Below are 18,683 nucleotides of genomic sequence, written 5' to 3'. Positions count from 1 at the left end.
ATTCACTGCTAGTCTTGATTGACGACCCTAGGAGAAATGCCATGAGCGAACATCACACCTACAAGAAAGTCGAATTGGTCGGCTCATCCACCACCACCATCGAAGATGCGATCCAGAATGCCCTGGCCGAAGCCAGCAAAAGCCTCAAGCATCTGGAGTGGTTTGAAGTGACTGAAACACGTGGGCATATCGAGAATGGCAAGGTCGCGCACTATCAGGTCACTCTCAAGGTGGGATTCCGAATTGCCACTAGTTGATCGGGCGCGTGGAACTTTGATCGCTGGCCGATTGCCATAACCTGCGCTACACCCAATGCATGCCGACGCCTTAAGCGTCGGCATGCTCTTTTCGACCAGCGCAAGGAAAGTATCGGATGAAGAAGTTCTTGTTGGCGGTAGGTTTGTTGAGCATTGCAGGTACGGCCCTGGCGGCGGGCAAACCTTGTGACGAGCTGAAAAGCGAACTCGCGGCAAAGCTTGATGCCAAGGGCGTTCAGCACTATTCGCTGGATGTTGTGGACAAAGGCGCTGCCGCCGATGGCCAAGTGATTGGCAGTTGCGAAGGCGGCACCAAGGAAATCGTCTACAAGCGCGGTTAATCCCGTGTTGCAGACCTGAAAAACCGACGCAGGCGCGTCGGTTTTTTTTCGTCTGGGGGTTTAGCCCTTCATCACCTGCGCCAGCAGCTCGTAGGAATGAATCCGATCGGCATGCTCATACAGGTCGCAGGTAAAGATCAGTTCGTCGGCGCCGGTCTGTTCGATCAGCACCTGCAGTTTGGCGCGGATTTTCGCCGGGCTGCCCACCATCGCCAGGCCGAGGAAACTGCCCACCGCCTCTTTCTCGTGGGGCAGCCACAGGCCGTCCATGCTTTTCACCGGCGGGCGCTGCACCAGGCTTTGCCCACGCATCAGCGCGAGAATGCGCTGGTACACCGAGGTGGCCAGGTAGTCGGCCTGTTCATCGGTGTCAGCGGCGACCAGCGGAATGCCGAGCATCACGTAGGGCTTGTCCAGCACGGCCGACGGCGTGAAGTGATTGCGGTACACCCGAATCGCTTCATGCATCAGGCGCGGTGCGAAATGTGAGGCGAAGGCGTAGGGCAAGCCACGTTCACCGGCCAATTGCGCGCTGAACAGGCTCGAGCCCAGCAACCATACCGGCACGTTGGTGCCGGTGCCCGGTACCGCGATCACTCGCTGATCGGGCGTGCGCGGTCCGAGGTAGGCCATCAGCTCGGCCACGTCTTGCGGGAAGTCGTCCGCGCTGCCGGAGCGTTCACGGCGCAGGGCGCGGGCGGTCATCTGGTCGGAACCGGGCGCACGGCCAAGGCCCAGGTCGATACGGCCAGGGTACAGGCTCTCCAGGGTGCCGAACTGCTCGGCGATCACCAGCGGCGCGTGGTTGGGCAGCATCACCCCGCCGGAGCCGACACGGATGGTCGAGGTCCCACCGGCCAGGTAGCCGAGCAACACCGACGTGGCCGAGCTGGCGATACCGTCCATATTGTGGTGTTCGGCCACCCAGAAACGGTTATAGCCGAGCTTTTCCACATGCTGGGCAAGGTCCAGGGAATTGCGCAGCGATTGCGCCGCACTGCCATTGGCGCGCACGGGCACCAGGTCGAGGGTCGAGAACTTAACGTCGGACAGCGATTTCATAGCCTGCTTCTCCAATAGGGGCGCAGGCTTCTTAGACGAACCAAAACCTGCCGCTTCATGTGCATGTTCTATGCAATGAGGGCATATACCCGAAATTCAATAGCAGTTATGAAATTTCCTACTTATTTGGTAGGTCTTTCCGACAAGATGAACTTTGCCATGGCGTCTATCCTCAGAACCTTACCGACGCAAAACCACCGTTCGAGGAGAAAGCTATGAGTATCGTTAAAAAGGCATCCGCGCATTGGGAAGGTGATCTGAAGACCGGCCTGGGTTCCATTTCCACCGAGACCGGCGTGCTGCGCGAAGCGCCCTATGGCTTCAAGGCCCGTTTCGAAGGCGGCAAGGGTACCAACCCTGAAGAGCTGATCGGTGCGGCCCACGCCGGCTGTTTCTCTATGGCGTTTTCCATGATTCTCGGCGATGCAGGCCTTAAGGCTGACAGCATCGACACCGAAGCCCAGGTGACGCTCGATCAGGTCGAGGGCGGTTTTGCGATTACCGCTGTGCATCTGGTGCTTAAAGCCAAAATTCCGGGCGCCAGCCAGGCGCAGTTCGACGAACTGAGCAAAAAGGCCAAGGAAGGGTGCCCGGTATCCAAAGTGCTGAACGCAACCATCACCCTGGATGCCACGCTGGTGAGCTAACCCCAGGATCGTGCGGGAGGGGGCTTGCTCCGGATAGCAGAGTGTCAGTCGACGCATATATGACTGATGCACCGCTGTCGGAAGCAAGCTCCCTCCCACATTTTTTGTTCTGCGTTAAATAAGAACTCGTGTTTCCTAAATGTGGTCCTATAGCCTATGCAGCCTAGACGCACACCCGTGCGCAATGCATTCAGGGAGCTACACACATGAAACGTTTTGCTTTGGCGGTCATCTGCGGCGTATTGGCCACTTCGGCTGTGGCCGCGCCAAAAGACTGCGAAGAGCTCCGCAAGGAAATCGAAGTAAACATCCAGGCCAAGGCGATCCCGTCCTATACCCTGGAAATCATCACGGCCGAGGAAGCCAAGAATCACGACAGCGCCATGATCGTCGGCACGTGCGAAAACGGCACCAAGCGCATCCTCTACCAGAAGAACAACGACTGATCAGATGCAGTTCACGCTGCGCTCTTCAGCCAGCAACTGGCGCGTCGAGTCATACAGGCGGATGTTGGGCGTGAACGCCAGTGAGCGCCCTTCCAGTACGTAGCGCTGGCCGGCCTGGAAGTGGTCGTACTGCAAGGTCATGAAGCAGGTTCGGTACATCATCTGGCTGAGCCCCCCCAACCCACCACCGGCGGGCACTTCGAAGTCGAAGCGCACCATCAGTTCGTGGGCCCCGGGCGGCATTTGGAAATAGCGCCCGTCTTCGAGGTTTTTCCCGTCCAGGCGCTGAGCCATGACCAATTTGGCGCCCGGGGTGGGTGTGGTGAAATCCACCCAGGCCTGCTGCGGGTCCACGGGTGGGATCGGCGTCGATGCACAAGCGCTGAGCAACAGGGCGGCGACGGGATACAAAAGCTGGCGCATGGCAGGTACTCAACGCGAGAAGATATTTTGAGTATAAACACGCCATCACGCGGAACATTCAAATTCACTTCAAGCGCACCCACTACCCAGGAGCAGTCGCGGCATGATCAGGCGTTTTCTTCCAGGGCTGATGGTTATGTTGCTCAGCGGCTGCTCCAGCGTCAGTTACTACGGCCAGTTAGCAAGTGGCCAGTGGCAACTGCTGCGGGCGCGGGAACCGGTGGCCGAGGTCATCGCCGATCCGGCCCGTCCTCAATCGTTGCGTGAGCATCTGCTTCAATCCCAGAAGGCCCGCGCGTTCGCCAGCGAACAGCTGCACTTGCCCGACAATCAAAGCTACCGGCTGTATGCCGATATTGGTCGACCCTATGTGGTGTGGAATGTCTTCGCCACGCAGGAATTTTCTTTGTCTGCGCAAAACCACTGCTTCCCCATCGCCGGTTGCGTGGCCTACCGCGGCTATTACAGCCAGGGTGCGGCGCGTGGCGAGGCGGCGTTGCTGCGCCAACAAGGCATGGACGTGGCGATTGGCGGCGTCGAAGCCTATTCCACGCTGGGCTGGTTCAATGACCCGATCATCAGTTCGATGATGAACTGGGGCGATGAGCGTTTGGCCACGCTGATCTTCCACGAGCTGGCGCATCAGCGCGTCTACGTGAAGGACGACACCGAATTCAATGAGTCATTCGCCAGCTTTGTCGAGCAGGAAGGTACGCGGCAATGGCGCGCCGCCCGTGGCCTGGCGCCGCTGAGCGATGCGACGTTGCAGCAGCGCGACCAGTTTACCCAGTTGATACTCGATACCCGCAAACGCCTGGAAAACCTCTACGCCCAGCCGTTGGCGGCCGATGTGATGCGCCAGGCCAAGGCCGCGCAGTTCGAACGCCTGCGCAGGGAGTACCGCCAACTGCGCGACAGCCAGTGGGGCGGCGACAAGCGTTATGACGCGTGGATCAACCAGCCGATGAACAACGCGCGGCTGCTGCCGTTCGGGCTGTACGACCAGTGGGTGCCGGCGTTTGCGGCGTTGTTTGCGCAGGAAGGGCGGGATTGGGTGAAGTTCTATGGGGCGGTGGAGAAGTTGGGAGGGTTGCCGGTGGAGCAGCGCAGGGCGGTGTTGAGGCAGTTGGAGAAAGCTGCTCTTTAGGGCCTCATCGGGGGCAAGCCCCCTCCCACATTTTGAGCGGTGTACACAGGTCAATTGTGGGAGGGGCTTGCCCCCGATGGCGGCCTCAAGGCCGCTGCAAAAATGCCTGATGCATGTCTGCCAACGTCTCAAAATGCCAGGTCGGCGCTTCGGCATTCAGCTCTTCAAAGCTGCCAAACCCATAGCCCACCGCCGCCGAGTCGAGCCCATTGCTGCGCGCGCCGATCAGGTCATGCTTGCGATCACCGATCATCAAGGTGGTGGCCGGGTCCAGCCCTTCTTCACGCACCAGGTGGGCGATCAGCTCGACCTTGTTGGTGCGCGTGCCATCCATCTCGCTGCCGTAAATCACCTTGAAGTGCTTGGCAAAGTCGAAATGCCGCGCGATCTCGCGGGCGAATTCCCACGGCTTGGATGCCGCCACATACAGTTGGCGGCCCTGGCGGTTCAGTTCTTCCAGCAAGGGCATCACGCCGTCGAATACCTGGTTTTCATAAAGTCCGGTGACCTTGAAGCGCTCGCGATAGAAATTCACCGCTTCCCACGCCTTGGCCTCGTCGAAGCCATAGAACTGCATGAACGCCTGCAGCAACGGCGGGCCGATGAAGTGTTCGAGCCGGGTCAGGTCCGGCTCGTCGATGCCCAGTTTGCCGAGGGCGTACTGGATCGACCGGGTGATGCCCTCGCGCGGGTCGGTGAGGGTGCCATCCAGGTCGAACAGCACGGTCTGGTGGTGCAGGGTCATTGGTCGAATCCTTGCGCGATGTGCAGGTCTTTGAGCTTCACGTAGTTCGCCGCGCTGTAGGTGAAAAAGGCATGCTCCTTGTCGGTCAGTGGGCGGACCTGTTTAACCGGACTGCCGACATACAAAAAGCCGCTGTCGAGTTTCTTGCCCGGCGGCACCAGACTGCCGGCCCCAATGATCACGTCATCCTCCACCACTGCGCCGTCCATGACGATGCTGCCCATGCCAATCAGGATGCGGCTGCCCACGGTGCAGCCATGCAGCATGACTTTGTGAGCGATGGTGACGTCGTCACCGATCAACAGCGGGAAACCGTCCGGGTTGAACGGGCCGGCGTGGGTGATGTGCAGGACACAGCCGTCCTGCACGCTGGTGCGCGCACCGATACGGATACGGTGCATGTCGCCGCGAATAACCGTCAATGGCCAGACCGAGCTGTCGGCGCCGATTTCGACATCGCCGATCACCACCGCCGAAACATCGACAAAAGCCCCGGTGCCCAGGGTTGGCGTGTGATTCTGATAGGTGCGAAGGGTCACGATAGCCTCTCTCTGTTGTACTGATAGCTGCGGTGGGTGTTGATTGTAATTAAGATGGCCCCATCTTTGTCTTATCTGTTTCTTCAGCCAAGGTGCCAACCGTGAGCGCGAACAACCCCCTTCTGCAGCCCTACGACCTGCCGCCGTTCTCGGCGATCCGTGCCGAGCATGTCCAGCCGGCCATCGAACAGATCCTGGCCGACAACCGTGCAGCGATCGCAGACATCCTGCAAAGCCAGGGCAAAAATCCGACATGGGCGGGTCTGGTCCTGGCCATGGACGAGCTCAACGATCGCCTCGGCGCGGCCTGGAGCCCTGTCAGCCACCTCAACGCGGTGTGTAACAGCGCCGAGCTGCGCGAAGCCTATGAGGCGTGCCTGCCGGCATTGAGCGCCTATTCCACCGAGATGGGGCAGAACCGTGAACTGTTCCAGGCCTTCGAAGCCCTGGCCAACAGCCCGGAGGCCGCTGGTTTCGATGTGGCGCAAAAAACCATCCTGGAACACGCCCTGCGCGACTTCCGCCTGTCGGGTATCGATTTGCCGCCCGAGCAGCAGAAGCGCTACGCCGAAGTGCAAAGCAAGCTGTCGGAACTGGGCAGCAAATTCTCCAACCAGTTGCTGGACGCTACCCAGGCCTGGACCCGGCACGTCAGCGACGAAGCCACCCTCGCCGGCCTGACCGATTCGGCCAAGGCGCAAATGGCCGCCGCCGCCCAGGCCAAAGGTCTCGATGGCTGGCTGATCACTCTGGAATTTCCGAGCTATTACGCGGTAATGACCTACGCCCAGGACCGTACCCTGCGTGAAGAAGTCTACGCGGCCTACTGCACCCGGGCGTCGGACCAGGGCCCGAATGCCGGTCAGAACGATAACGGCCCGGTGATGGAACAGATCCTCGACTTGCGTCAGGAACTGGCTCAATTGCTGGGCTACGCGTCGTTTGCCGAACTGAGCCTGGCCACCAAAATGGCCGAGTCTAGCGATCAGGTGCTGAGTTTCCTGCGCGACCTGGCCCGGCGCAGCAAGCCGTTCGCGACCCAGGACCTGCAGCAGCTCAAGGCCTACGCCGCCGAACAAGGTTGTGCCGACCTGCAAAGTTGGGACAGCGGTTTCTACGGCGAAAAACTGCGCGAGCAGCGCTACAGCGTGTCCCAGGAAGCCCTGCGCGCCTACTTCCCGATCGACAAGGTGCTGGGCGGCCTGTTCGCCATTGTGCAGCGCCTGTATGGCATCGAAATCGCCGAGCAGAAAGGTTTCGACGCCTGGCACCCGGACGTGCGCCTGTTCGAGATCAAGGAAAACGGCCAGCACGTCGGCCGCTTCTTCTTTGACTTGTATGCCCGCGCCAACAAGCGTGGCGGTGCCTGGATGGACGGCGCCCGCGACCGCCGCCGCACCGTCGATGGCGTGCTGCAAAGCCCGGTGGCCAACCTGGTGTGCAACTTCACCCCGGCCGACAGTGGCAAGCCTGCCCTGCTGACCCACGATGAAGTCACCACCCTGTTCCACGAATTCGGCCATGGCCTGCACCACCTGTTGACCCGCGTTGAACATGCCGGCGTATCCGGTATCAACGGCGTGGCCTGGGATGCGGTGGAGTTGCCGAGCCAGTTCATGGAGAACTGGTGCTGGGAGCCTGAAGGCCTGGCGCTGATTTCCGGTCATTACGAAACCGGTGAACCGTTGCCCCAGGACCTGCTGGAAAAAATGCTCGCGGCGAAGAATTTCCAGTCCGGCCTGATGATGGTGCGCCAGCTGGAGTTCTCGATGTTCGACTTCGAACTGCACGCCACCCACGGCGACGGTCGCAGTGTGGCGCAGGTGCTGGAAGGTGTGCGCGATGAAGTCTCGGTGATGCGTCCGCCGGCCTACAATCGTTTCCCCAATAGCTTTGCGCATATCTTCGCCGGCGGTTATGCGGCGGGTTACTACAGCTACAAGTGGGCCGAAGTGCTCTCGGCGGATGCCTTCTCCAAGTTCGAAGAAGACGGCGTGCTCAATGCCCAGACCGGCCGCGCCTTCCGGGAAGCGATTCTCGCACGGGGCGGTTCCCAGGAACCGATGGTGTTGTTCGTCGACTTCCGCGGACGGGCGCCGTCGATTGACGCACTCTTGCGCCACAGCGGCCTGAGTGAGGACGCGGCAGCATGAGTGAAGGGCCTGTGATTACCAAAAAGCAATTCATCGCCGGGGCGGTCTGCCCGGCGTGCAGCGAGCCGGACAAGCTGAAGATGTGGACCGAAGACAACGTGCCGCACCGCGAATGTGTGGCCTGCGGCTATACCGATACGCTCAATGACCAGGGGCTGTCAGTGCCCAGGGAGCTGGGTACGCGGGTCAATACCTCGGCCTTGAAAGCGCCGGCCGACCCTAAGGTGCAAGCGGTGCAGTTCTTTCCCAATCCAAAGCTGAAAAAAGACTAGCAGCCTTACGCCGATCCAAGATGTGGGAGGGGGGCTTGCCCCTGTGACGGCCGGACAGCCGACGCGGTTCTACCTGACACTCCGAGGTCCAAATGTGGGAGGGGCTTGCCCCTGTGACGGCCGGACAGCCGACGCGGTTCTACCTGCCACTCCGAGGTCCAAATGTGGGAGGGGCTTGCCCCTGTGACGGCCGGACAGCCGACGCGGTTCTACCTGACACTCCGAGGTCCAAATGTGGGAGGGGGCTTGCCCCCGATGGCGGCCTCTGGGCCGACCAGGATGCTGGATTGGAACGAGTACATATCCGTTTCTGCAGTAACGGCTGCTATGGGTTCCGCTTTTACAGCGGGTCACTTTTGGAAAAGAGCCCCAAAAGTAACCAAAAAGGCTCTTGCCCCACCACTCGGCACCTCGCCTAGGCTCGGTGTGCCCTCTCTCCGGCTTGAATCCGTGGGCCGCCGCAATGGGCCATCCATGGCCCAGTGCGGCTAACCCGGCGTCCTGCCGGGTTACCCACGGATTCAAGCCTGCGTTCGGCCAGCGTGGTTTAACGGGGCGCCTGAGATCAAAAGCAGATCAAGATCAAGAGCGACTCGCTTCGCATCGTGGTTACCGTTGAGCGCTACAGAGTTGTGTATACCTACGCCATCAGAAGAAGGCCCCCTCCCATTTTTTTGCCCGCCTGTATGCGACTTAGGTCGCTGAACTCCTCCTCCACATGCTTAGCCTGCTATCATTTGTAACCATTGATTGCCGCTCGCGGCAAAAAAAGCCAAGTCGCTCCCCAGAAGCGGCGGCCAAATCCGTGACCACATGATGAGGTGCACCCATGTCTGATCAAGATCAAGACAACCCCCGGCGTGATTTTTTGCGCAAATCCTTGACCTTGATCCCGGTGGTCACGGTTGCCAGTACCGGCCTTGGCGGTTCGATGCTGATGGCGACGCCCGAGCCTGTCCAGGCCGCGCCAACCCAGCCGGCTCCCAGTGACAAAGCGTATGAGCCGACTTATTTCACCGCCGAGGAGTGGGCGTTTATCAACGCTGCCGTGGAGCGTTTGATTCCCGCTGATGCTCAGGGCCCAGGTGCCTTGGAGGCTGGCGCGCCGGAATACATCGACCGTCAGATGAACACCCCGTACGCCAGTGGCGCCCTGTGGTTCATGCAAGGCCCCTTCAATGCCGACGCCGCGCCGGAGATGGGCTGGCAGAGCAAATTAGTGCCCAGGGAAATCTATCGGCTGGGTATCGCCGCGACGGATGCCTGGTCGAAAGCGTTCAACGGTAAAGTTTTTGCCGCGCAAGACAGCGCTACCCGAGACGATATGTTGCGCCGCCTGGAGGCGGGTGGCAGCGAAGTGAGCGCTCACTTCGAGGCGGTGCCAGCAAAGATGTTCTTCAACCTGTTGTTGCAGAACACCAAGGAGGGCTTCTTCTGCGATCCCATCCACGGCGGCAACAAAGGCATGGTCGGCTGGACCATGATCGGTTTCCCCGGCGCCCGCGCCGATTTCATGGACTGGGTGGAGCGCAACGAGCAATACCCCTTCCCGGCTGTTTCCATTCGCGGCGAGAGGGCATGACCGTGGCGACCATCATGAAGAAAGTGGACGCGGTGATCGTGGGCTTCGGCTGGACCGGCGCGATCATGGCCAAGGAGCTGACCGAGGCCGGCCTCAACGTGGTAGCGCTGGAGCGCGGCCCGATGCAGGACACCTACCCGGACGGCAACTATCCCCAGGTCATTGATGAACTGACCTACAGCGTGCGTAAAAAACTCTTCCAGGACATTTCCAAAGAGACGGTGACCATTCGCCATAGTGTGAATGACGTCGCCCTGCCCAACCGTCAGCTCGGCGCCTTCTTGCCCGGTAACGGTGTCGGCGGCGCAGGCCTGCATTGGTCGGGCGTGCATTTTCGTGTCGACCCCATCGAGTTGCGCATGCGCAGCCACTACGAAGAGCGCTATGGGAAGCACTTCATTCCCAAGGACATGACCATCCAGGACTTCGGTGTCAGCTACGAAGAGCTGGAGCCGTTTTTCGATTACGCGGAAAAAGTCTTTGGCACTTCCGGCCAGGCGTGGACCGTCAAGGGTCAATTGGTGGGTGAAGGTCGCGGCGGCAACCCGTATGCACCGGATCGCTCGAACCCCTTCCCGCTGGAGGCACAGAAAAACACGGTCTCCGCGCAGCTGTTTCAGAAAGCGGCTGCTGATGTGGGTTACAAACCCTACAACCTGCCGTCGGCCAATACGTCGGGGCCTTACACCAACCCTTACGGCGCGCAGATGGGACCGTGTAACTTCTGCGGCTTTTGCAGTGGCTACGTGTGCTACATGTACTCCAAGGCGTCGCCCAACGTGAACATTCTGCCGGCGTTGCGCCAAGTGCCGAATTTCGAGCTGCGGCCCAATTCCCACGTGCTCAAGGTCAACCTCGACAGCACCGGGAAGAAAGCCACCGGTGTGAGCTATGTCGACGGCCAGGGTCGGGAATGCGAACAGCCGGCGGACCTGGTGATCCTCGGCGCGTTCCAGTTCCACAACGTGCGCCTGATGCTGCTGTCGGGCATCGGCAAGCCTTACGACCCGATTACCAACGAAGGCGTGGTGGGCAGGAACTTTGCCTACCAGAACATGGGCACCATCAAGGCGTTCTTCGACAAGGACACCCACACCAACAACTTTATCGGCGCGGGCGGCAATGGCGTGGCCATTGATGACTTCAATGCCGACAACTTCGACCATGGCCCGCACGGCTTCGTGGGCGGCTCGCCGATGTGGGTCAACCAGGCGGGCAGCCGGCCGATTGCCGGCACCTCCAACCCTCCGGGCACGCCGGCCTGGGGCAGCGCGTGGAAGCGTGCCACCGCCGATTACTACACCCACCAAGTGTCGATGGATTCCCACGGCGCACATCAGTCCTACCGCAGCAATTACCTGGATCTGGACCCGGTTTACCGCGATGCCTACGGCCTGCCGCTGTTGCGGATGACCTTCGACTGGCAGGAAAACGACATCAAGATGAACCGCTTCATGATGGAAAAAATGGGCAAGGTCGCCCAGGCCATGAATCCCAAGGCGATCGCCGTTCTCGGCAAAAAGGTCGGTGAGCATTTCAATACGGCGTCGTACCAGACCACTCATCTTAACGGCGGCGCGATCATGGGCACCGACCCGAAAACCAGCGCGTTGAACCGTTACCTGCAGAGCTGGGATGTACACAACGTGTTTGTCCCAGGGGCGTCCGCTTTCCCACAAGGTTTGGGCTACAACCCTACCGGTCTGGTGGCAGCTTTGACCTACTGGTCGGCCCGTGCGATCCGCGAACAGTACCTGAAAAACCCCGGCCCGCTGGTTCAGGCATAAGGAGCGATGACCATGAAAGCACTCGTTATCGCCTCTCTGGCGCTGTTCAGCAGTTGCTCGGTCAGCGCGGCTGAAACCGACCTGATCAAGCAAGGTGAATACCTGGCCCGCGCCGGTGATTGTGTGGCTTGCCACACCGCCAAGGGCGGCAAGCCATTCGCCGGCGGCCTGCCGATGGAAACCCCCATTGGCGTGATTTATTCCACCAACATCACACCGGACAAGACCGGCCTGGGAGACTACAGCTTCGAAGACTTCGACAAGGCCGTGCGCCATGGCGTCGCCAAGAGCGGTAGTACGCTTTACCCGGCAATGCCCTACCCGTCTTACGCGCGCGTCAGCGACAGCGATATGCAGGCGTTATATGCCTACTTCATGAAAGGCGTCGAGCCGGTCGCCCAGGAGAACCGGGACAGTGATATTCCCTGGCCGTTGAGCATGCGCTGGCCCCTGGCGGCATGGCGCTGGATGTTCGCGCCATCGGTCGAGGAACATCAGGCACAAGCCACCGCCGACCCAGTGGTCAGCCGTGGCGCCTACCTGGTCGAAGGCCTTGGCCATTGCGGTGCGTGCCATACGCCCCGCGCCCTGACCATGCAGGAAAAAGCCCTGAGCGCCGCTGACGGCAGCGCATTCCTGTCCGGCAGCGCGCCCCTGGAAGGCTGGATTGCGAAAAGCCTGCGCGGCGACCACAAGGACGGCCTCGGCAGCTGGAGCGAAGAGCAACTGGTGCAATTTCTCAAGACCGGTCGCAGTGATCGCAGCGCGGTGTTTGGCGGCATGAGCGATGTGGTGGTCCACAGCATGCAATACATATCGCAGGACGATCTGACCGCTATCGCCCGCTACCTCAAGAGCCTGCCGGCGGTGGACCCCAAGGACCAGCCGCACTCGTACGACCAACAAGTGGCCCAGGCGCTCTGGAAGGGGGATGACAGCAAGCCGGGCGCCTCGGTATATATCGACAACTGCGCGGCCTGCCACCGTACCGATGGGCATGGTTATACGCGGGTGTTCCCGGCGCTCGCGGGCAACCCGGTGCTGCAGACGGCGGACGCCACATCATTGATCAACATCGTGTTGAACGGCGGCACCTTGCCCGCCACTCACGCCGCGCCGTCGACCTTCACCATGCCGGCATTCGCCTGGCGCTTGTCGGACCAGGAAGTGGCGGATGTGGTCAGTTTTATCCGCGGCAGCTGGGGCAATCAGGGCGCACCCGTGAGCGCAAGCGACGTGGCCGATCTGCGCAAAAGCGATATGCGCACCACCTCGGGTGACGATCTGGGGCAGGTCACGCAAAAGCACTGACCGCCAGACGGCACTGGTCAGAAGCCGCGCGCCTCGATACTGTATATAAAAACAGTATCGAGGCGTTTTCATGACCACTGCACTGCCACCCCGTGGCCGGGGCACGGCCACCAACCTGCACAACCGTTTCGCGCCCATCGTCAGCGTGGCCGAGGACGACGGCTGGTACCAGGAAGTGCCGCCTACCCAGGGTACCGAAGTGCGCATCGAAACGGCCAAGACCATCATCACCCGCAATAACTCGCCGGACTTGCCGTTCGATCGCTCCATCAATCCTTATCGCGGCTGCGAACATGGCTGCATCTACTGCTATGCACGGCCCAGCCATGCCTACTGGGACATGTCGCCGGGGCTGGATTTCGAAACCCGGCTGATTGCCAAGAGCAATGCCGCCGACGTGCTGGAACAGCAACTGTCGAAGCCGGGGTATGTGTGCGCGCCGATCAACCTGGGCTCCAATACCGACCCGTACCAGCCTATCGAGCGTGAATACAGGATCACCCGCCAAACCCTTGAAGTGCTGCTGCGTTATCGGCACCCGGTGACCATCATCACCAAGGGCTCGTTGATCCTGCGCGACCTGGACCTGCTTGCCGAACTGGCCCGGCAACGGCTTGTGGCGGTAATGATCAGCCTCACCAGCCTCGACGATGAACTCAAACGCATTCTGGAGCCACGTACAGCGGCGCCCAAGGCGCGGTTGCGGGCAATACGGGTGCTGCGGGAGGCGGGTATCCCGGTCGGTGTGCTGTGCTCGCCGATGATTCCGATGATCAACGACAGTGAGTTGGAAAGCCTGCTTACCGAGGCCCATGCCGCAGGTGCGCAAAGTGCCGCGTACATGATGCTGCGTCTGCCGCTCGAGGTGGCGCCGCTGTTCGAGGAGTGGCTGGCGGCGCATTACCCGCAGCGCGCGGCGCATGTGATGAGCTTGGTGCGTCAGGTGCGTGGTGGCGAGGTGTATGACAGCCGTTTCGGTGTGCGTATGCGCGGTGAGGGCCCGTTTGCCGATCTGCTGGCGCAGCGTTTCAGCAAGGCGATCAAACGTCTGGGGCTCAATCGCCGTGAAGGCTTCAATCTCGATTGCACGGCATTTTGCCCACCGGGCAGGCAAATGGCATTGTTGTAGACTGAAGAAGACAAATGCGAAACTGCTGTAGGAATGGTCGCGTTTTGATATCACTGAAACCCCCGATCTAGAGCGGTTCATTCAGTTTGAGTTAAGTTTCGAGGGGTACCTTGTTCAACGAGTGACTGATGAGTCGGCGCCCTGATTGGCGGAGTTTCCCAACTATTTAACCGCCCGGGCGTCAGAACTGAGCTGAACACTTCCCCTGCATTGATCAAGAGGTTGAATCATGAGTGATAAGGATAAACAGCCGTTGGCTGCGTCGGCTTCAGCCCCTCAAGTGGCGGAAACCGCCGATGCAGCGCTGCAGCATATCGTCGACGGTTTTTTGCATTTTCATCACGACGTCTTCCCCCAGCAGGAAGCACTCTTCAAGAAACTCGCCACGGCCCAGAGCCCGCGCGCGATGTTCATTACGTGCGCCGACTCGCGCATCGTGCCTGAGCTGATTACTCAAAGTTCGCCCGGCGACCTGTTCGTGACCCGCAACGTGGGTAACGTAGTCCCTCCCTACGGCCAGATGAACGGCGGTGTTTCCACGGCCATCGAGTACGCGGTACTCGCCCTTGGCGTACAGCACATCATCGTGTGCGGGCACTCCGATTGCGGCGCCATGCGCGCGGTGCTCAATCCCGACAGCCTCGAGAAGATGCCGACGGTCAAGGCCTGGTTGCGGCATGCCGAGGTCGCCAAGACGATGGTCCACGACAACTGCGACTGCGCCAATGAAGGCGAGAGCATGAAGGTACTGACCGAAGAAAACGTCATCGCCCAGTTGCAGCACTTGCGCACCCACCCTTCCGTGGCTTCGCGCATGGCCAATGGCCAATTGTTTATTCACGGCTGGATCTACAACATCGAAACCAGCGAGATCCGCGCCTACGATGCGGATCAGTCGGCGTTCCGACCGTTGGGCGGCGAAGGCCCGATTCCATCCGCGACGCCTAAAGCGCGCTTCTAACACACTTCCCTGCCGGGTAATGCGGTGGCTGCCATGGATGCAGCCAGGCTTTACCGCGCCCGGCGAATGCCTCGGGAGAGTCATCATGCGTGCTGCTCAATTGAAAGCTGTTTTGCCGCGGGAGCTGCTCGCCTCCGTGGTGGTGTTTCTGGTCGCCCTGCCCTTGTGCATGGGGATCGCAATCGCGTCCGGCATGCCGCCGGCCAAGGGCTTGATCACCGGTATCATCGGTGGTCTGGTGGTGGGCTGGTTGGCGGGCTCTCCGCTGCAAGTCAGTGGCCCGGCAGCGGGCTTGGCGGTGTTGGTGTTCGAGTTGGTGCGCCAGCACGGCATGCTGATGCTCGGGCCTATCCTGCTGCTGGCGGGTTTCCTGCAATTGGTGGCCGGGCGTCTACGCCTGGGCTGCTGGTTCCGCGTGACGGCGCCGGCGGTGGTATACGGCATGCTGGCGGGGATCGGCGTATTGATCGTGCTGTCGCAGATCCATGTAATGCTCGACGGTGCGCCCAAACCGTCGGGGCTGGATAACCTGGCGGGCTTTCCGGCCGCCTTGGTCGAAGCGATTCCCACCCTCGGCGGCGGGCTCGGCTGGCAGGCGGGCTTGCTTGGTGTGTCGACCATGCTGGTGATGTACCTGTGGGATAAATTCCGGCCGCAGAAGTTACGCTTTGTGCCAGGTGCCCTTCTGGGCGTAGGCCTGGCGACGGTGACCAGCCTGGTGCTGGCCCTGCAGGTCAAGCGTGTGGAGGTACCGGAGAACCTGTCCGATGCCATCGATTGGCTGCGCCCCAGCGACCTGCTCAACCTGGCTGACCCGCAACTGCTGATCGCCGCATTCGCCGTCGCGTTTATCGCCAGTGCCGAAACGCTGCTGTCCGCCGCAGCGGTCGACCGCATGCACAGTGGGCAGCGCTCGGATTTCGATAAGGAATTGTCCGCACAAGGCGTGGGCAATATGCTGTGCGGATTGGTCGGTGCCTTGCCGATGACCGGCGTGATTGTGCGCAGTTCGGCCAACGTCCAGGCGGGCGCCACCACGCGGTTGTCGGCGATGTTCCATGGCGTGTGGTTGCTGGGCTTCGTGCTGTTGCTGTCGAGTGTGCTGCAGAGCATCCCGGTGGCGAGCCTGGCGGGCGTGCTGGTGTATACCGGGATCAAGCTGGTGGACGTGAAGGCGTTCAAGGCCTTGGGACGTTATGGCCGGATGCCGATGTTCACCTATGCCGCCACCGCGCTGGCGATCATCTTCACCGACCTGCTGACGGGCGTACTGGTGGGCTTCGGGCTGACGCTGGTCAAGCTGGCCTTCAAGGCATCACGGCTGAAAATCAGCCTGATCGATTTGCCTCAGGACGGTGAGATGGAGTTGCGCCTGACCGGAGCGGCAACGTTCCTCAAAGTACCGGCGTTGACGCAGGTGCTGTCGACCGTGCCGACCGGAACCACCGTGCATGTGCCGCTCAATAACCTGAGTTATATCGACCATTCCTGCCTGGAGTTGCTGGAGGAATGGGGGCGGGCCAATGCAGCCAAGGGCTCGAAGCTGGTGATCGAAGCGCGTGGCTTGAAGCGTCGGTTGGAAGGTCGGGTGCGAACGACGGTGGGGATTGGCTCGGCGCCGTCTACTACCTGATACCTGACGAAACCGGATCAAAAATGTGGGAGGGGGCAAGCCCCCTCCCACATTTGATCGTCGTAGCCGAAGATTACGCCGGCTGATCCAGCGCCAGCTCAACGCCCAGCTGGCGCGACAGGCATGGCCAGCGCTTCCATGCGGCTTCTGTGTTCGGGCTTTTGAGCGTTTCGCGATAAGCCTCGACCGACTCCAGCGCAAAGCTCTCCTCGTTAAGCATCTCATCCACCGCCAGGTGCACTGCTTCATCCAGCTGGTTGGCGAAACCTTCACCAATCAATTGATGGGCAATCAGGTTGGCAACCGTGGTGTCGGCCGGAATCAATGGCTGGCCGAAATGCTTGATATACAGATCGTTGACTTCCTCCACCAGCCGATGGGCCAGGTAGGCCTCGTCCAGCAGACCGTCCAGGCCTTCGTGGCCAGCCAGAATCGCCGGTGGCTGCAGGAAGAAATGCTCGGCAATCTTCAGCACGGGCTTGATCTGGCTTTCGATTCCGGCTTCGCGAGCCACGTCATTGGCGGCGTCGAGCAACTCGGGGACAAGGTCGATGTAGGCGGTGACAAAGCGGCTCATGACAATGTTGCGATCACCGTCAGCCAGGGAAATGGCCGAATGCAGGTGCGGCAATTGTTTTTCCAGTTGCCGGGCAAGCTGGCCCGTCGTTGCTTCGTGTTGATGGGCACGGGAAATCTGCTCGCGCAATGCGGCGGTGTTCATGAAGGCTCCAGTCATGCAGGTGTAGGAAAAGGGAGAGGATAAGGTAGCTCGTTTATACGAGCGCCTAAGACGCATTTGTCATAATTATTTCATGGATATACGTAGACGTTATATCGAAATGCCCTGCTTCGTCGGATAAACGATTCCGCCGCCTATTCTATTGGGCCCCGTCCGTCTGTTTCCACTCATTTGCCCCTACACATTGCGGGGTCGCTGCGGCTGTCTATACTCGGATTTGTACGCAATTAGCTGATGACGCCCAACTGCAGACGCAGGCAAGGCTTGGCGGTTGTAAGCAGTCTGGAAGCCGCTCCCTTGGCCGCAGGTGCAAACCGGCGGGATAACAAGAAACATAAAGGGGAACCCGCAATGACGCGACATCCACACGTTTGGATGGGCTTACTGTTGTGGTCGGTATTCGGCCAGGCCCACGCGGCCTGGACAACGAATATGGCGCCAGGGGCTACTGAAGTCAGTCACGCTGTGTTTGACCTGCACATGACCATTTTCTGGATTTGTGTGGTGATCGGCATTGTCGTGTTTGGCGCGATGTTCTGGTCGATGATCCTGCACCGCCGATCCACGGGCCAGGTAGCGGCCAAATTCCATGAGAGCACCACCGTGGAAATTCTCTGGACCGTGGTGCCCTTGCTGATTCTGGTGGCCATGGCCATTCCAGCGACCAAGACCCTGATCAACATCTACGACAGCAGTGAGTCGGATATCGATATCCAGGTCACCGGTTATCAGTGGAAGTGGCATTACAAATACCTGGGCCAGGACGTGGAGTTCTTCAGCAACCTGGCCACGCCCGCCGAGCAGATCCATAACCAGGCCACCAAGGGCGAACATTACCTGTTGGAAGTCGACCAGCCGCTGGTGTTGCCGGTGGGCGCCAAGGTGCGCTTTCTGGTGACCGCCGCCGACGTGATTCACTCATGGTGGGTGCCGGCCTTTGCGGTCAAGCGCGACGCTATCCCCGGTTTCGTCAACGAAGCCTGGACCCGTGTCGAGAAGCCCGGCATCTATCGCGGCCAGTGCGCCGAGTTGTGCGGCAAGGACCACGGCTTCATGCCCATTGTGGTCGAAGTCAAATCCAAGGCTGACTACGACACCTGGCTCGGTGAGCGCAAACAAGAGGCGGCCAAGCTCAAGGAACTGACCTCCAAGGAGTGGACGCTGGATGAGTTGGTCGCGCGCGGCGACAAGGTCTACCACACCACCTGCGTGGCCTGTCACCAGGCCGAAGGCCAGGGCCTGCCGCCGATGTTCCCGGCGCTCAAGGGTTCGAAAATCGCCACCGGCCCCGCTGCCGACCACCTGAACATTGTCTATCACGGCAAGCCCGGCACCGCGATGGCCGCTTTCGGCAAGCAACTGTCGGAAGTCGATATCGCCGCTGTCGTGACGTACGAGCGCAATGCCTGGGGCAATAACAAAGGCGACATGGTCACGCCCAAAGACGTGCTGGCCCTGAAACAGGCGGAGAGCAAATGACTACCTTCATTGCCAATGCCCTGAATCGCC

The 18,683-nt window shown here is 60.4% G+C and carries 19 protein-coding genes; 14 read left to right on the top strand and 5 right to left on the bottom strand.

Annotation, left to right across the window (positions count from 1 at the left end):
- Window positions 1-41 precede the first annotated feature (41 nt).
- Both PspCFBP13528_RS00385 and PspCFBP13528_RS00380 read left to right on the top strand, forming a co-directional pair.
- Complete coding sequence (locus PspCFBP13528_RS00385; protein ID WP_065953370.1) at window positions 42-257, top strand: dodecin; 216 nt, start codon at window positions 42-44, stop codon at window positions 255-257.
- 116 nt (window positions 258-373) lie between these two features.
- Window positions 374-598: a DUF1161 domain-containing protein gene (locus PspCFBP13528_RS00380; protein ID WP_065953371.1), complete on the top strand. Its 225-nt coding sequence runs from the start codon at window positions 374-376 to the stop codon at window positions 596-598.
- 60 nt (window positions 599-658) lie between these two features.
- Here the strand turns inward: PspCFBP13528_RS00380 and PspCFBP13528_RS00375 are convergent, their stop codons facing one another.
- On the bottom strand, window positions 659-1,660 hold the full coding sequence (locus PspCFBP13528_RS00375) for an LLM class flavin-dependent oxidoreductase (protein ID WP_065953372.1): 1,002 nt from the start codon (window positions 1,658-1,660) through the stop codon (window positions 659-661).
- 215 nt (window positions 1,661-1,875) lie between these two features.
- Between PspCFBP13528_RS00375 and PspCFBP13528_RS00370 the strand changes: the two genes are divergently transcribed.
- On the top strand, window positions 1,876-2,307 hold the full coding sequence (locus tag PspCFBP13528_RS00370; RefSeq protein WP_065953373.1) for an OsmC family protein: 432 nt from the start codon (window positions 1,876-1,878) through the stop codon (window positions 2,305-2,307).
- 206 nt (window positions 2,308-2,513) lie between these two features.
- Window positions 2,514-2,753 (top strand): DUF1161 domain-containing protein, encoded by a 240-nt coding sequence (locus PspCFBP13528_RS00365; RefSeq protein ID WP_065953374.1) that lies wholly within the window; start codon window positions 2,514-2,516, stop codon window positions 2,751-2,753.
- On the opposite strand, the gene PspCFBP13528_RS00360 is transcribed toward PspCFBP13528_RS00365, so the two are convergent.
- Entirely contained in the window at window positions 2,754-3,176 is a 423-nt protein-coding gene (locus tag PspCFBP13528_RS00360) for a hypothetical protein (RefSeq protein WP_065953375.1), read from the bottom strand.
- A 103-nt stretch (window positions 3,177-3,279) separates the two neighbouring features.
- Between PspCFBP13528_RS00360 and PspCFBP13528_RS00355 the strand changes: the two genes are divergently transcribed.
- A complete protein-coding gene (locus PspCFBP13528_RS00355) occupies window positions 3,280-4,323 on the top strand; it encodes an aminopeptidase (RefSeq protein WP_101218835.1) in 1,044 nt (347 codons plus the stop codon).
- An 85-nt stretch (window positions 4,324-4,408) separates the two neighbouring features.
- Here PspCFBP13528_RS00355 and PspCFBP13528_RS00350 read toward each other — a convergent pair whose 3' ends face one another.
- Together PspCFBP13528_RS00350 and PspCFBP13528_RS00345 are read right to left on the bottom strand one after the other, a co-directional pair.
- Window positions 4,409-5,068: an HAD family hydrolase gene (locus PspCFBP13528_RS00350; RefSeq protein ID WP_137199457.1), complete on the bottom strand. Its 660-nt coding sequence runs from the start codon at window positions 5,066-5,068 to the stop codon at window positions 4,409-4,411.
- Window positions 5,065-5,607: a gamma carbonic anhydrase family protein gene (locus PspCFBP13528_RS00345; RefSeq protein ID WP_137199456.1), complete on the bottom strand. Its 543-nt coding sequence runs from the start codon at window positions 5,605-5,607 to the stop codon at window positions 5,065-5,067. The genes PspCFBP13528_RS00350 and PspCFBP13528_RS00345 overlap by 4 nt, the downstream gene beginning before the upstream one ends.
- 101 nt (window positions 5,608-5,708) lie before the next feature.
- On the opposite strand from PspCFBP13528_RS00345, the gene prlC reads away from it, so the two are divergent.
- The 8 genes from prlC to PspCFBP13528_RS00295 all read left to right on the top strand — a co-directional run bounded on the left by prlC (window position 5,709) and on the right by PspCFBP13528_RS00295 (window position 16,435).
- Window positions 5,709-7,760 carry an oligopeptidase A gene (prlC, locus tag PspCFBP13528_RS00340; RefSeq protein WP_137199455.1) on the top strand — a complete coding sequence of 684 codons (2,052 nt, stop codon included), beginning with the start codon at window positions 5,709-5,711 and terminating at the stop codon, window positions 7,758-7,760.
- Complete coding sequence (locus PspCFBP13528_RS00335; RefSeq protein ID WP_065886753.1) at window positions 7,757-8,032, top strand: YheV family putative zinc ribbon protein; 276 nt, start codon at window positions 7,757-7,759, stop codon at window positions 8,030-8,032. Before prlC ends, PspCFBP13528_RS00335 begins: the two co-directional genes overlap by 4 nt.
- A gap of 829 nt (window positions 8,033-8,861) precedes the next feature.
- On the top strand, window positions 8,862-9,614 hold the full coding sequence (locus tag PspCFBP13528_RS00320) for a gluconate 2-dehydrogenase subunit 3 family protein (protein WP_065953380.1): 753 nt from the start codon (window positions 8,862-8,864) through the stop codon (window positions 9,612-9,614).
- Window positions 9,615-9,616: 2 nt separating this feature from the next.
- Entirely contained in the window at window positions 9,617-11,401 is a 1,785-nt protein-coding gene (locus PspCFBP13528_RS00315) for a GMC family oxidoreductase (RefSeq protein WP_065895305.1), read from the top strand.
- 12 nt (window positions 11,402-11,413) lie between these two features.
- Window positions 11,414-12,712, top strand: coding sequence for a cytochrome c (locus PspCFBP13528_RS00310; protein WP_101220835.1), 1,299 nt, complete (start codon window positions 11,414-11,416; stop codon window positions 12,710-12,712).
- Window positions 12,713-12,782: 70 nt separating this feature from the next.
- The gene (locus tag PspCFBP13528_RS00305) at window positions 12,783-13,841 is read left to right on the top strand and encodes a PA0069 family radical SAM protein (RefSeq protein ID WP_137199453.1); all 1,059 of its coding nucleotides are present in this window, start codon (window positions 12,783-12,785) and stop codon (window positions 13,839-13,841) included.
- A 229-nt stretch (window positions 13,842-14,070) separates the two neighbouring features.
- Entirely contained in the window at window positions 14,071-14,802 is a 732-nt protein-coding gene (locus PspCFBP13528_RS00300) for a carbonic anhydrase (RefSeq protein WP_065953383.1), read from the top strand.
- A gap of 85 nt (window positions 14,803-14,887) precedes the next feature.
- Complete coding sequence (locus PspCFBP13528_RS00295; RefSeq protein ID WP_065953384.1) at window positions 14,888-16,435, top strand: SulP family inorganic anion transporter; 1,548 nt, start codon at window positions 14,888-14,890, stop codon at window positions 16,433-16,435.
- 73 nt (window positions 16,436-16,508) lie between these two features.
- On the opposite strand, the gene PspCFBP13528_RS00290 is transcribed toward PspCFBP13528_RS00295, so the two are convergent.
- Window positions 16,509-17,156 carry a hypothetical protein gene (locus tag PspCFBP13528_RS00290; RefSeq protein WP_137199452.1) on the bottom strand — a complete coding sequence of 216 codons (648 nt, stop codon included), beginning with the start codon at window positions 17,154-17,156 and terminating at the stop codon, window positions 16,509-16,511.
- Window positions 17,157-17,525: 369 nt separating this feature from the next.
- On the opposite strand from PspCFBP13528_RS00290, the gene coxB reads away from it, so the two are divergent.
- Window positions 17,526-18,653, top strand: a complete 1,128-nt coding sequence (gene coxB, locus PspCFBP13528_RS00285) for a cytochrome c oxidase subunit II (RefSeq protein ID WP_065953385.1) — start codon at window positions 17,526-17,528, stop codon at window positions 18,651-18,653.
- Window positions 18,654-18,683: the final 30 nt, after the last annotated feature.

The organism is Pseudomonas sp. CFBP13528 (assembly GCF_005233615.1).
Classification (GTDB): domain Bacteria; phylum Pseudomonadota; class Gammaproteobacteria; order Pseudomonadales; family Pseudomonadaceae; genus Aquipseudomonas; species Aquipseudomonas fluorescens_AM.
Note: the sequence above shows the minus strand (reverse complement) of the source record. Positions and strands in the feature narration are given on the sequence as shown.

Excerpts from the sequence above, each read along its gene's own strand:
- PspCFBP13528_RS00385 (WP_065953370.1), top strand. The coding sequence starts at position 42 with ATGAGCGAACATCACACCTACAAGAAAGTCGAATTGGTCGGCTCATCC.
- PspCFBP13528_RS00380 (WP_065953371.1), top strand. The coding sequence starts at position 374 with ATGAAGAAGTTCTTGTTGGCGGTAGGTTTGTTGAGCATTGCAGGTACG.
- PspCFBP13528_RS00375 (WP_065953372.1), bottom strand. The coding sequence starts at position 1,660 with ATGAAATCGCTGTCCGACGTTAAGTTCTCGACCCTCGACCTGGTGCCC.
- PspCFBP13528_RS00370 (WP_065953373.1), top strand. The coding sequence starts at position 1,876 with ATGAGTATCGTTAAAAAGGCATCCGCGCATTGGGAAGGTGATCTGAAG.
- PspCFBP13528_RS00365 (WP_065953374.1), top strand. The coding sequence starts at position 2,514 with ATGAAACGTTTTGCTTTGGCGGTCATCTGCGGCGTATTGGCCACTTCG.
- PspCFBP13528_RS00360 (WP_065953375.1), bottom strand. The coding sequence starts at position 3,176 with ATGCGCCAGCTTTTGTATCCCGTCGCCGCCCTGTTGCTCAGCGCTTGT.
- PspCFBP13528_RS00355 (WP_101218835.1), top strand. The coding sequence starts at position 3,280 with ATGATCAGGCGTTTTCTTCCAGGGCTGATGGTTATGTTGCTCAGCGGC.
- PspCFBP13528_RS00350 (WP_137199457.1), bottom strand. The coding sequence starts at position 5,068 with ATGACCCTGCACCACCAGACCGTGCTGTTCGACCTGGATGGCACCCTC.
- PspCFBP13528_RS00335 (WP_065886753.1), top strand. The coding sequence starts at position 7,757 with ATGAGTGAAGGGCCTGTGATTACCAAAAAGCAATTCATCGCCGGGGCG.
- PspCFBP13528_RS00320 (WP_065953380.1), top strand. The coding sequence starts at position 8,862 with ATGTCTGATCAAGATCAAGACAACCCCCGGCGTGATTTTTTGCGCAAA.
- PspCFBP13528_RS00310 (WP_101220835.1), top strand. The coding sequence starts at position 11,414 with ATGAAAGCACTCGTTATCGCCTCTCTGGCGCTGTTCAGCAGTTGCTCG.
- PspCFBP13528_RS00305 (WP_137199453.1), top strand. The coding sequence starts at position 12,783 with ATGACCACTGCACTGCCACCCCGTGGCCGGGGCACGGCCACCAACCTG.
- PspCFBP13528_RS00300 (WP_065953383.1), top strand. The coding sequence starts at position 14,071 with ATGAGTGATAAGGATAAACAGCCGTTGGCTGCGTCGGCTTCAGCCCCT.
- PspCFBP13528_RS00295 (WP_065953384.1), top strand. The coding sequence starts at position 14,888 with ATGCGTGCTGCTCAATTGAAAGCTGTTTTGCCGCGGGAGCTGCTCGCC.
- PspCFBP13528_RS00290 (WP_137199452.1), bottom strand. The coding sequence starts at position 17,156 with ATGAACACCGCCGCATTGCGCGAGCAGATTTCCCGTGCCCATCAACAC.
- coxB (WP_065953385.1), top strand. The coding sequence starts at position 17,526 with ATGACGCGACATCCACACGTTTGGATGGGCTTACTGTTGTGGTCGGTA.